At 48.7% G+C, this 11,925-nt stretch carries 10 protein-coding genes; 5 read left to right on the forward strand and 5 right to left on the reverse strand.

Annotation, left to right across the window (positions count from 1 at the left end; genetic code table 11):
- Window positions 1-41: 41 nt before the first annotated feature.
- The 3 genes from DXD65_RS05920 to DXD65_RS05930 form a co-directional block, all read right to left on the reverse strand.
- Entirely contained in the window at window positions 42-230 is a 189-nt protein-coding gene (locus DXD65_RS05920; protein ID WP_005826290.1) for a hypothetical protein, read from the reverse strand.
- Between the two features lie 90 nt (window positions 231-320).
- Entirely contained in the window at window positions 321-3,878 is a 3,558-nt protein-coding gene (nifJ, locus tag DXD65_RS05925; protein WP_005826291.1) for a pyruvate:ferredoxin (flavodoxin) oxidoreductase, read from the reverse strand.
- Window positions 3,879-3,919: 41 nt separating this feature from the next.
- The gene (locus DXD65_RS05930; protein WP_005826292.1) at window positions 3,920-5,098 is read right to left on the reverse strand and encodes an ATP-binding protein; all 1,179 of its coding nucleotides are present in this window, start codon (window positions 5,096-5,098) and stop codon (window positions 3,920-3,922) included.
- Window positions 5,099-5,226: 128 nt separating this feature from the next.
- Here DXD65_RS05930 and DXD65_RS05935 point away from each other — a divergent pair, with 128 nt between their 5' ends.
- Window positions 5,227-6,435 carry a hypothetical protein gene (locus tag DXD65_RS05935; protein WP_035449587.1) on the forward strand — a complete coding sequence of 403 codons (1,209 nt, stop codon included), beginning with the start codon at window positions 5,227-5,229 and terminating at the stop codon, window positions 6,433-6,435.
- Here DXD65_RS05935 and DXD65_RS05940 read toward each other — a convergent pair.
- Window positions 6,419-7,876, reverse strand: a complete 1,458-nt coding sequence (locus tag DXD65_RS05940; RefSeq protein WP_229126627.1) for a glycoside hydrolase family 10 protein — start codon at window positions 7,874-7,876, stop codon at window positions 6,419-6,421. The two genes, DXD65_RS05935 and DXD65_RS05940, sit on opposite strands and share 17 nt — an antisense overlap.
- Window positions 7,877-7,998: 122 nt before the next feature.
- On the opposite strand from DXD65_RS05940, the gene DXD65_RS05945 reads away from it, so the two are divergent.
- The 3 genes from DXD65_RS05945 to DXD65_RS05955 are packed head-to-tail and all read left to right on the forward strand — an operon-like array spanning window position 7,999 to window position 10,164.
- A complete protein-coding gene (locus DXD65_RS05945; RefSeq protein ID WP_008663941.1) occupies window positions 7,999-9,429 on the forward strand; it encodes a carbon starvation protein A in 1,431 nt (476 codons plus the stop codon).
- A complete protein-coding gene (locus DXD65_RS05950; protein ID WP_005826297.1) occupies window positions 9,429-9,650 on the forward strand; it encodes a hypothetical protein in 222 nt (73 codons plus the stop codon). The genes DXD65_RS05945 and DXD65_RS05950 overlap by 1 nt, the downstream gene beginning before the upstream one ends.
- Before the next feature lie 25 nt (window positions 9,651-9,675).
- Window positions 9,676-10,164, forward strand: a complete 489-nt coding sequence (locus DXD65_RS05955; RefSeq protein ID WP_005826298.1) for an outer membrane beta-barrel protein — start codon at window positions 9,676-9,678, stop codon at window positions 10,162-10,164.
- A 208-nt stretch (window positions 10,165-10,372) separates the two neighbouring features.
- On the opposite strand, the gene DXD65_RS21110 is transcribed toward DXD65_RS05955, so the two are convergent.
- Entirely contained in the window at window positions 10,373-10,555 is a 183-nt protein-coding gene (locus DXD65_RS21110; RefSeq protein ID WP_044467943.1) for a hypothetical protein, read from the reverse strand.
- Window positions 10,556-10,667: 112 nt separating this feature from the next.
- Between DXD65_RS21110 and DXD65_RS05960 the strand changes: the two genes are divergently transcribed.
- Window positions 10,668-11,846: an energy transducer TonB gene (locus tag DXD65_RS05960; RefSeq protein WP_117887415.1), complete on the forward strand. Its 1,179-nt coding sequence runs from the start codon at window positions 10,668-10,670 to the stop codon at window positions 11,844-11,846.
- The last annotated feature ends 79 nt before the right edge of the window (window positions 11,847-11,925 follow it).

Genomic DNA, 11,925 nt, shown 5'->3' on the forward strand with positions numbered 1-11,925 from the left:
CTTAATACACGTCTGTTTACTTCTGTAAATGATACTGGAACTTATTTCAGTATTTGAGGCAGGTTTTCCCTTCCCCAGAAGTAGTAAACACAGATTCCAATCCAGCTTGTGAGCAGGATGATAATTGCAACTAATAGTTTCTTCACGCCGTCTACCGGCCACTTCATGATTTCAAGTACGGCTTTGACACACAGAACCACACCGATAATCCAAATGATAAATCCAATCATAACCTGTGATATTTAGTATTGTTAATTAAAAACAAATAGAGACTACGCCTTATTCAGGAGCAGCCTCTATTCTTTATTTAGTAATCGGAATTACTCTGTAACTTCAGCGCCCCAATTTTCTTTGGAAAGACGCTTGTAGCTATTGTAACGCCATTTAGCGTTTTCTTCAGCAGCCTTGAACAGCTCGTCGGCCTCCTGCGGATATTGCTTCATTACGGATGCGTAACGAACTTCACCCTTCAGGAAGTCTTGGAATCCGCTCCAATCCGGTTCCTTGCTATCCAGCGTGAACGGATTCTTGCCTTCAGCCTCCAGAGCCGGGTTGTAACGCCACAAGTGCCAGTAACCGCACTTAACGGCCTTTTCTTCCTCTGCCTGGCTCTTGCCCATACCTGCCTTCAGACCGTGGTTGATACACGGAGCGTAAGCGATGATGAGTGACGGACCGGGATATGCTTCTGCTTCACGGATAGCCTTCAGGGTCTGAGCCTGGTCGGCACCCATAGCGATTTGGGCAACGTATACGTAACCGTAAGTAGTAGCCATCAGACCGAGGTCTTTCTTGCGTACACGCTTACCGGCAGCGGCAAACTTGGCGATAGCGCCTACCGGAGTAGCCTTGGAAGACTGACCGCCTGTGTTGGAGTAAACCTCAGTATCCAGTACGAGGATGTTGACATCCTTACCGCTTGCGATTACATGGTCGAGACCACCGTAACCGATGTCGTAAGAAGCACCGTCACCACCGATAATCCACTGGCTGCGTTTTACCAGGTATTGAGACAGACTGGCGATAGTCTTGCAGCTGTCGCACTTGTCTTTGGCAGCTTCTACCATCGGAATAATCTTTTCAGCCAGTTCCTTGCTCTTGTCTGCATCGTACATGTTTTCAATCCAAGCCTGGAATACTTCTTTGTATTCGGCCGGAGTTCCTTCTGCTGCGATGGCATCTTCCATAGCCTTCACGATACGTGCGCGCATCTTTTCGTTGGCAAGCTCCATACCCAGACCGAATTCGCAGAAGTCCTCGAACAATGAGTTTGCCCAAGCAGGACCGTGACCTTTTTCGTTCTTGGTATAAGGAGTAGAAGGTACTGAACCGGAGTAGATGGAAGAACATCCTGTTGCGTTGGCTACCATTTCGCGGTCACCGAACAACTGGGAAATCAGCTTCACATACGGAGTTTCACCACAACCGGAGCAAGCGCCTGAGAACTCGAACAACGGAGTGGCGAACTGAGAGTTCTTCACGTTGGCCTTGATGTCAACCAAGTGTTGTTTGCTCTTCACGTTTTCAGCACAGTAAGTCCAGTTGGCAGCTTCCGGCAATTGGCTTTCGAGGTGCTTCATAGTCAGAGCCTTGCCACCCTTCTTCGGGTTACCCGGACAGACATCGGCACAGTTGCCACAACCCAGACAGTCGAGAACGTCTACCTGAATACGGAATGTCATACCGTCGAATGCTTTACCTACAGCCTTCAGTTGAGTGAAGTTGGCACCCTTCTGCTCTTCAGCATCGAGTACGAACGGACGGATGGAAGCGTGAGGACAAACGTATGCACACTTGTTACACTGGATACAGTTTTCAGCGTTCCATTCGGGAACGAATGCAGCTACACCACGTTTCTCATATTTGGCAGTACCTTGTTCCCAAGTACCGTCTTCGATACCCTTGAATGCAGATACCGGCAATAAGTCACCGTCTTGTGCGTTGATAGGACGAACCACTTCGTTGATGAATGCAGGGTCGTTGTTTTCAGCCTTGGCGTCGTCTGCCAGATTGGCCCAAGCCGGGTCAACGGTCAGCTGCTTGTATTCGCCGCCACGGTCAACAGCTGCATAGTTCTTGTTGACAACATCTTCACCCTTCTTGCCGTAAGACTTAACGATGAACTTCTTCATCTGCTCTACAGCCAGGTCAACCGGAATAACGCCGGTGATACGGAAGAATGCGGATTGCAGGATGGTGTTGGTACGGTTGCCCAAACCGATTTCTTGTGCAATCTGGGTTGCATTGATATAGTAAACAGTGATATTGTTTTGTGCAAAGTACTTCTTCACCTTGTTAGGCAGGTTCTTGGCCAGCTCTTCGCCTTCCCAGATGGTGTTCAGCAAGAAAGAGCCGTTCTTACGCAAGCCGCGGGTTACGTCGTACATGTGCAGGTAAGCCTGAACGTGGCAAGCCACGAAGTTAGGCGTATTTACCAGGTATGTAGAGCGGATAGGAGTGTCACCGAAACGCAGGTGCGAGCAAGTGAAACCGCCTGATTTCTTGGAGTCGTAAGAGAAATAGGCCTGGCAGTGCTTGTCGGTGTTGTCACCGATAATCTTTACGGAGTTCTTGTTGGCACCTACTGTACCGTCAGCGCCCAAACCGTAAAATTTGGCTTCGAACATACCTTCGCCGCCCAATGCGATTTCTTCTTCCTGGGGCAGAGAAGTGAAGGTAACGTCGTCCACGATACCGATAGTGAAGTGGTTCTTCGGCATCGGCATAGCCAGATTCTTGTAAACGGCGAGGATTTGAGCAGGAGTAGTATCCTTGGAACCCAAACCATAACGGCCGCCTACGATAACCGGAGCATTCTCTGCACCGTAGAAACAGTCTTTTACGTCGAGGTACAACGGTTCGCCGTTAGCACCCGGTTCTTTCGTACGGTCCAGTACGGCAATCTTCTTGGCAGTCTTGGGAACGGCGGCAAGGAAGTGCTTGGCAGAGAACGGACGATACAAGTGAACGGCAACCAAACCAACCTTTTCGCCATTGGCAACGAGGTGGTCGATAGCTTCGCGGGCAGCTTCCGTTACAGAACCCATGGCGATGATAACGCGTTCTGCATCTTCTGCACCGTAGTAATCGAACAAACCATACTTGCGGCCTGTGATTTTGGAAATCTCGTTCATGTATTCCTCAACGATAGCCGGAACTGCTTCATAGTAGTTGTTGCAAGATTCACGGTGTTGGAAGAAGTGGTCAGGATTTTCGGCCATACCACGGGCAACCGGGTTCATCGGGTTCAATGCACGTGCGCGGAATTCAGCCAAAGCTTCCTGGTCGATAAGCGGAGCGAGGTCTTCGTTCTCCAACATTTCAATCTTCTGGATTTCGTGAGAAGTACGGAAGCCGTCGAAGAAGTTCATAAACGGAACACGGGCCTTGATGGTGGCTAGGTGGGCAACACCTGCCAAGTCCATAACTTCTTGTACAGAACCTTCGGCCAACATGGCAAAACCAGTCTGGCGTGCAGACATAACGTCCTGGTGGTCACCGAAGATACACAGTGCATGGCTTGCCAATGTACGTGCTGATACGTGGAATACACAAGGCAGGAATTCACCGGCAATCTTGTACATGTTCGGGATCATCAGCAACAGACCTTGTGAAGCTGTGTAAGTAGTAGTCAGCGCACCGGCTTGCAGAGAGCCGTGGACGGCACCTGCAGCACCACCTTCTGACTGCATTTCCTGTACCAATACTGTTTCGCCGAAGATGTTCTTGCGACCTGCGGCAGCCCATTCGTCTACGTATTCAGCCATCGTAGAAGAGGGGGTGATGGGGTAGATGGCAGCTACTTCGGAGAACATATACGAGATATGTGCAGCAGCCTGGTTACCATCACAAGTAATGAATTTCTTCTGTTTAGTCATAACTAAATTGAATTATTTATTTAAGTAAAAAAATCTCTCTCTTAATACAAGAAACCGAATAACCAGAGAGGTATTTGGTTGCCTCGGCCTATTTCTGCCTTATGCAGTACATAAGTAACTCCCGGATTATTCTTTATCTTTGTTCCTTCCGGACAAATCTTGAAAGGCATCACCTCATCTACCATGAACGAGATGTTCTTGTCGCCCTTGTTCACCTTGTGGTCCTTCCACATTGTGTTGGCAAAGAAAGTGTCCAGTACGTCTTGCTCTTCCACCTTGACGGGATAGATGGAATACATCAGATTTGAATTGTGCATCATTATCTTCGACGGCTTCTTGGGGAATTCTTCTCCCTTCGGATAGACCATATTGATGAGTCGTGCGTCTGCCAGATACTTGATGTAATTCATCACGGTGGCACGGGAGGTCTGTATGTCGTTTGCCAGTTGGCTGACATTCGGCGCTTTCGGCCCGTCCACGGCCAACAAATATAGTAATTTCTTTATCTTCGAAAGGTATTTCAGCTCAATTTGTTTGATGAGCAGGATGTCTACTTCCACCATCATGTTCATTGTCTTGAGCAGATTCTCCGAGAAGTTACGCTTTTCGAGGAAGAAAGGGTAGAAGCCGTGGTGCATATAGTCCTGCATGTAGTCCAATGGACGTACTTTGGAGAGGATGCCTTTGGCTATCTGTTCGTGGTTGCTCAAGATTTCTTCCAACGGATAGGCGTGGAACTTCATGCCCGTCTGCAGGTTCAGGTATTCGCGGAAGGAGAAGCCGCGCAGGTTGTAGCTCTTCACGATGTCGCGCAACTCCATATTCTCCTCTTTCAGGCGCATCACGGACGAGCCGGTGAACACGATTTTCAGGTTGGGGAAGCGGTCGTAGCACATACGCAGTTCCTTGCTCCATTCCGGGTACTTGAATACCTGGTCTATCAACAGCACTTTTCCTCCGCGACGCTGGAATTCGGCGGCGAACTCCACGATGCCATGTCCGGAGAAGTAGAAGTTGTTCATGTTGATGAAGAGGCAGGAGCGGTCTGTGCCGAATTTCTCTTTGGCATATTGCAGCAAGAAAGTGGTCTTACCTACGCCTCTTGTGCCTTTGATACCGATAAGACGGTCATTCCAGTCTATTTCGTCCATGAGGTCGCGGCGTACGGGAGCATTGGTATGCTCTACGAGATAAGCGTGTGTACGGTAAAATGCTTCCATGCTTTAAATTCGGTTTATCGGGCGACAAATATACGGCTTTTTTATAGATTTGCAAAGTAGAGATGGCAAAATATTATATAACTTTGCACTCTCATACAAAACGTGAGTAATTGGTTAACATTTGAAAGATGAAACTTTATGTGTTCAATCCTGATGCAGATATGGCATTGGGAAATAATGAAGAAAATTATATGGCGCCCGCTACCATCCGCCGTATGGCTGAAGACTTGGCTTTGTTGCCGATTTGGTATGCCCAGCCGGGTAGTGGGGTACTGGCCTCTTCCGCCTATAATGCAGATTATCTGAAACAGATGCAACAGTTGTTCCGGCTGGATGTGCATTTGGTGACAGAGCCGGAGCTGCCCGATTATGCTGATGTGCGGGTAATGCCTTGGGGATGGAACCCCGCTATCCGTAAACGGATGTTGAAAGGCGGTGTTCTGGAAAAAAATCTTCCTACACCGGATGCTTTGGATAAATATCGTATGAAGGCTGCCCGTAGTAACGCTTTGGCTTTTCGCGCACTTTTCTATTTCAATAAAATAGATTATACTTGTGGTGACGGTTGTTGCTTGGTGGAGGCTGATGGTAGAATGACGGATATCTCTCCGGATATTGTTGATCGTTACAAGGAGGGATGTGTGTTCAAATCACTTTGGTCGGGAAGTGGAAAGGGATTGTGTTGGTGCCGTCATGGCTTTACGAAAAATGTTTCCGATTGGTGTAGTAGGGCGCTGAAAGAAAATAGAGGTTTTGTGATGGAGCCTATATTTAATAAGGTGGAAGACTTTGCCATGGAATTTTATTCGGATGGTCGGGGAAAGCTTCTTTTTGTCGGCTATTCCCGTTTTGTTACGGATGACAAAGGGGCATATCGTGGTAATATCCTTACTTCGGATGAGCAAGTGGAGGAATGGATTCAGCAATATGTACCCTTTGAAGCATTTGTACGCATACGCAATATGATGCAGAAAGCATTGGAAACGAGTTATGCTACATCTTATATGGGTTTCTTGGGTGTGGACATGATGGTCTGCCGTCAGAAGAAAGGGCATCCGTATGCCATCAACCCCCATGTCGAAATAAATCTACGGATGAATATGGGAATCGTTTCCCATGTGCTTAGTGATCATTTCATTGTCCCCGGTGGGGAGGGACGTTTCTCCATTGATTGTTTTCCGACCCATGAAGCTTTGATGGAGCGGCATGAGCAGGATATGCAAAGCTATCCGCTGGTGGTGAAGGACGGCAGGGTTGTTTCCGGCTATCTGCCTCTGGTACCGGTCACTCCGAAGAGCCGTTACCGGGCTTTTGTCTGTGTCACTGCTGCTGAATAGCTTCGCTTTCGTTTCCGCAACGGTCTATGGCTGTCACGGCAAAATATTTTCGGGCAGTCCACGGGCGGATGGGGGCATAGGTATATTCCGTGCCTTGTACTCGTTGTGCCAGGATATTCTCCGGATTGGAGGTATCTACGGGATAGGTGTCCGAACCGTAGATTACATACATCGGAGCATTCCGCTTGTCATTGTCCGTGGCGGGTTGCCAGCTTAGTTTCCAATAGCCGTTTTCCGGTGTTTCCACCGTGAGTCCGGCGGGAGGTGTAGGAGCTACATTGTCTATCCACGGCATGGCGGGTTGCAGGGCCGGGGCGGTATAGAAGTCTTCTTCCAGCGCATCATAAAGCCCTTGCGTATTGTCCATCAGATACTTCACGCGGTAGTGTGCCTCGCCCGCCAGACCGTGGGCGCGGATAAAGTGCATCTGCCGTTCAATCTCGTCCAGCGTCCAGTTCCCTTCGCTGGGGTCGAGGAAGTAGATGCCCAGACCGGGAATGATTTGGCGTCCGTTACTTTGTTCCTGCCAGTCGAGGGCAAAGGGATAGAAATGATTGCCACGGAAATAGAGCATCGGATAAATCTGGTCCTGGATGCCCTCGCCCAGCCAACCCTGCACGTCTTGATAGACGGTGTGGAAGGCATTCCAGCCACGGGAGGGGTAGCGGGAAGTGTCTTTGTATTTTCCTACCGGGCAGGTGCTGACCTTTACCCAGGGTTTCATGGCTTTTACACCTTTATATATATAGCGTACTATTTCCGTCAGGTTGTCTCTGCGCCATTGGGCAAGGCTGCGTCCTTTGCTGTATTTGCGGTAGTCGTAGCTGTCGGGAAAACGGGGGGCGTTTTCCGGATAGCGCAGGTAGTCGAAGTGTATCCCGTCTACATCGTAGCGTTCCACCACTTCGCGGACAAGGCTCATCAGGTACTCTTTGGTTTGCGGATGTCCGGGATTCAGGAAGTATTCGCGTTTGTAGGGTACGCAGATGGCGCGTTTCTTTTTGGTGACGGACTCTTTACCGAGGGCGGCTACATGCTTGCGGTTGCCCAGAGGGATGGTCACCATCCAGGCATGGCACTCCATACCGCGCTTGTGGCATTCGGCTATGGCAAAAGCCAGCGGATCGTAGCCGGGGTCGCCGCCCACCTTTCCGGTCAGTATGGAGTTGTAGGGCTCGATGGCTGATTTGTAGAGGACATCTCCCCGTGTACGGGTCTGGAACAGTACTGTGTTGAAATTGGCGGCTTTCAGTCTGTCCAATATTTCAATCAGTTCGGCCTGTTGCTTGCGGATGCCTTCGGGCGAAGTGGCGCGTGTCTGCGGCCAGTCCAGGCCATAGACGGCGGTTATCCAGGCGGCACGCACTTCATGCTTGGGCGGTTGCGCAGCCAGTGGCAGCAAGACGGCCATATATAGTAAAATGGAAATAATTCGTTTCATTTTTCTCTTTTCTTCTTTATTTCTGTCATATTTCTCGGCGAAGATAAGCAAAACACCCGATTATTTTGTGCTGTTTACTTGGAAACTGTTACATTTGCATACATTAAAGATATTAACACGCCATGATTACATTTACGCTTTGCCTGCTGGCGTTGATAGCCGGCTATTTTATCTACGGACGCTTCATAGAACGCGTCTTTGGTCCCGATGACCGCAAAACACCCGCCCTTACCAAAGCCGATGGTGTGGATTACATTCCACTGCCTACTTGGAAAATCTTTATGATACAGTTTCTCAATATTGCCGGGTTGGGACCTATCTTCGGTGCCATCATGGGAGCCAAGTTCGGTACGGCATCCTATCTGTGGATTGTACTTGGCAGTATCTTTGCCGGTGCAGTGCACGACTATCTTGCCGGTATGCTCTCCTTGCGGCATGACGGGGAAAGCCTGCCGGAAATCATCGGACGCTATCTGGGGCTGACCACCAAGCAGGTGATGCGCGGCTTTACCGTCATCCTGATGATATTGGTGGGAGCTGTCTTTGTGGCAGGGCCGGCCGGACTGCTTGCCAAGTTGACCCCCGACAGCTTGGATACCACCTTCTGGATTATTGTTGTTTTCGCTTATTATATCTTTGCCACTTTGCTGCCGGTAGATAAGATTATCGGTAAGATATACCCGCTGTTCGCCGTTGCCCTGCTGTTCATGGCGGTCGGTATTCTGGTAATGCTTTACGTCAACCATCCTGCATTGCCGGAGATATGGGACGGATTGCAGAACACGCATCCCGATGCGGTTGCATTGCCCATCTTCCCCATCATGTTCGTCAGTATTGCCTGCGGTGCCATCAGTGGCTTCCATGCCACGCAGAGTCCGCTGATGGCACGTTGCATGACAAGCGAGCGCCACGGACGCCCCGTTTTCTATGGGGCAATGATAACCGAAGGCATTGTAGCTCTGATATGGGCTGCCGCCGCCACTTATTTCTTCCATGAGAACGGGATGGGGGAGACGAATGCCTCTATCATTGTAGACGCCATTACAAAAGACTGGCTGGGTGCCGTAGGTGGCGTATTGGCCATTCTGGGTGTTATTGCCGCGCCTATTACCAGTGGCGACACGGCTTTCCGTTCAGCGCGCCTCATTGTGGCAGATTTCTTGGGAATGGAACAAAAATCCATGCGTCGCCGTTTATATATATGCATCCCGATGTTCCTGGTAGCCATTAGCTTGTTGCTTTACAGCCTGCGGGACAAGGATGGATTTGATATGATTTGGCGTTATTTTGCCTGGGCCAATCAGACTCTGTCCGTCTTTACGTTGTGGGCCATTACGGTCTATCTGGTACGCGAGAAGAAAGGACGTTATTATTACGTCACCTATTTCCCGGCATTATTCATGACGGCTGTGTGTACCACTTACATCTGCATTGCTCCCGAAGGTTTCGGGCTCGGTCCGAATTATGCGCTGGGCATAGCCTTGATAGCTGTTGTGCTGGCTGCTATTTGGTTTAATATTTGGTATTTTAAGACGACTAAAAAACTTTGGTAATGAAGAAAATCAAGAAATCTACCGGGCTCACGTTGGCCCTGCTTATTTACGTTTCTGCTACTGCCGCTTATTTCCTTCCCCGCAATACGGAAATCAGCGATACTGAGAAGTATGTCACCGTAGCTGCTTCGTACCTCATTGTATTTGTGCTGTGGCTGGTGCTTCGCAAGAAGGAGGCGCTGCAACGCAAGCGATTCGAAGAAGACAATAAACAACATTGATTATTTACTCAAAAAACAGAACAAGATGAAAAAACTGGCATTATTCGTTTGCTTGCTTGTTGTCACAGTGGCAGCTCAGGCACAGTTTGAAAAAGGTAAGTGGATTTTGAACCCGTCCATCACCGGTTTGGAATTTTCTCATGACACGGGAACCGACAAGACAAGTTTTGGCCTTGAAGCCAAGGGAGGTGCTTTCCTGCTCGACAACATCGCCTTGCTGGTGCATGCCGGGGCTGCTTGGAATACCGGAGGGTCTGACCTCGATGTCTATACGCTGGGTGTAGGTGGACGTTATTATTTCGACAAGATTGGCGTGTATCTGGGTGCCGATGTCAATGTGGACCGTTGGGATTGGGGACATGATTTGGATGATACCAAGTTCTCTTTCGGTCTGGAAGCCGGTTATGCGTTCTTCCTGACCCGCACGGTGACCATCGAACCTGCAGCTTACTGGAACGTCAATAGCGACCGTTCTAAATTCGGTCTGAAGGTAGGTTTCGGATTCTATTTCTAATCTCATTTTGCTACTACCACAGAGTTTGTTTTTGCAAAACATCTGTCATGCTATCACGCGGAGGGGTATATTCTATTGATTACAAATACCTTACCGCGTGATAGATAGGCGTGATAGATAAGAATCGTTACACTTATCTGTCACGCCCATTTCGTTTCCATTTCAATTGTACTGCATACTTCTTTCATTGGCGCTATTATCTTAGTTATCAGTTCTTTCCTACTGCAAAGTTCTGCACGCTTTTTGCAGTGTCACTGCATGAGGCTTGCAGTAGCTCTGCAATACGGTTGCAGTCGTACTGCAATGGGCGTGCAGCAGCACTGCAAAAGGAATGCAGTGACTTTGCAGTGGCGATGCAGTGTCTTTTAGCCGTAATCTTTTCTATTCTCATACCGTTATTACATGTATTCCTAATATAGTCTTATGAGATTAGGGGTTCTATTTTTGATTATGATTGCGAAAATGAGTATATTTGATGCTATGGACTTGAAATACAAAATGCTATGAACAGAGTTTGTTTTCTCCTATTGCTTTGTTGCCTTTCATCCTGCAAGATGAATAAGACGGAACGCGTAGAAATGCCTGAAGATTCTGTAGATACGGTAGGGTTAGACCGACGGTTGCAGGAAAAATCAGTGAGCGATAGCCTCAAGATAGGGCTCGTGGATGACGGTGACTGCTTGCAAAAACAATTGCTTGCCATTCACGACGAACTGAGAAAGCGGTTGGAAAACACAACCTACACACACATCCGGAGGAATGTGACTGGATATGGGGTGGGGATGCATTGCATAGATATAGATTTGATTGTGAATACTCCTGAAAAACGGAAAGAGTTCCGGGAGGAGATAATGGACTCCCCCGTTTTCTGTTTTCATGGTGTAGAAGTCCCCGTCATCAACGAGAGAGTAGGCAGGAATCATATTCGTGGCATCCATATCCGTCCCGAATATCCGGTCTTTTCAACGAAAGCGACTCAGGCGACATTTATCCTCAGCAATCACAGCGGCGGAGATTTGACCTGCGGCGAGCATTACTACCTGACGTTCGAAGACGAAAAAGGTACTTGGCGGGAATTGCCGATAAACGCTGCCTTTTGGGACATCGCCTATGTGCTGCGAGATGGGGAGGAAAGGGTTATGAAAGCCTCCCTTTATCCGGATGTGCATCCCAACAAGCCGGGACGCTACCGTTACTTTTATGAGATAACCATCAGGAGGAAACCTGTCTTGATGATGGCTGAGTTCAGACTGACGGACAATGAGGAAGAATGGAGAACGGCGGAAAAGACATCTCTTTCCCCTTATGTTTCGGATGCAGGGAAGGGCGGGAGCCCACAATTGATAACGGAAGAGCCAATGGAAGAACCGGTCTATAAAGTAGTGGAAGTGATGCCCGAGTTTCCGGGAGGTATGAAAGCCTTAATGGATTTTATTCAAAAGAATATCCGTTATCCGGAAGAAGTCCGTAAGAATGGCATTCAAGGAAGAGTTGCTGTCAGCGTGGTGATTGACGAGAATGGTCGTGTGACGGACCCCGTTATTATGCGCAGCAGGTATCCTGCCCTGGATGAGGAAGCATTACGGATTGTAGAATTGATGCCACAATGGAAACCGGGGATGCAGCAGGGTAAAGCCGTGAAGGTGGAATTTACTTTTCCGGTTACTTTTAAATTGGAGTAGTAGCACCCGGTAAGATTAAGCACAAAGACACGGAGGCATAGAGTTTTATTCTTTTTCCTTGAATTTAATATCTCTGTGT

Source organism: Bacteroides sp. 4_1_36 (assembly GCF_003466325.1).
Taxonomy (GTDB): Bacteria; Bacteroidota; Bacteroidia; order Bacteroidales; family Bacteroidaceae; genus Bacteroides; species Bacteroides uniformis.

What these genes read in the sequence shown, in the direction of transcription:
- DXD65_RS05920 (WP_005826290.1), bottom strand. Translation starts at nt 230, where the DNA reads ATGATTGGATTTATCATTTGGATTATCGGTGTGGTTCTGTGTGTCAAA.
- nifJ (WP_005826291.1), bottom strand. Translation starts at nt 3,878, where the DNA reads ATGACTAAACAGAAGAAATTCATTACTTGTGATGGTAACCAGGCTGCT.
- DXD65_RS05930 (WP_005826292.1), bottom strand. Translation starts at nt 5,098, where the DNA reads ATGGAAGCATTTTACCGTACACACGCTTATCTCGTAGAGCATACCAAT.
- DXD65_RS05935 (WP_035449587.1), top strand. Translation starts at nt 5,227, where the DNA reads ATGAAACTTTATGTGTTCAATCCTGATGCAGATATGGCATTGGGAAAT.
- DXD65_RS05940 (WP_229126627.1), bottom strand. Translation starts at nt 7,876, where the DNA reads ATGAAACGAATTATTTCCATTTTACTATATATGGCCGTCTTGCTGCCA.
- DXD65_RS05945 (WP_008663941.1), top strand. Translation starts at nt 7,999, where the DNA reads ATGATTACATTTACGCTTTGCCTGCTGGCGTTGATAGCCGGCTATTTT.
- DXD65_RS05950 (WP_005826297.1), top strand. Translation starts at nt 9,429, where the DNA reads ATGAAGAAAATCAAGAAATCTACCGGGCTCACGTTGGCCCTGCTTATT.
- DXD65_RS05955 (WP_005826298.1), top strand. Translation starts at nt 9,676, where the DNA reads ATGAAAAAACTGGCATTATTCGTTTGCTTGCTTGTTGTCACAGTGGCA.
- DXD65_RS21110 (WP_044467943.1), bottom strand. Translation starts at nt 10,555, where the DNA reads ATGAGAATAGAAAAGATTACGGCTAAAAGACACTGCATCGCCACTGCA.
- DXD65_RS05960 (WP_117887415.1), top strand. Translation starts at nt 10,668, where the DNA reads ATGAACAGAGTTTGTTTTCTCCTATTGCTTTGTTGCCTTTCATCCTGC.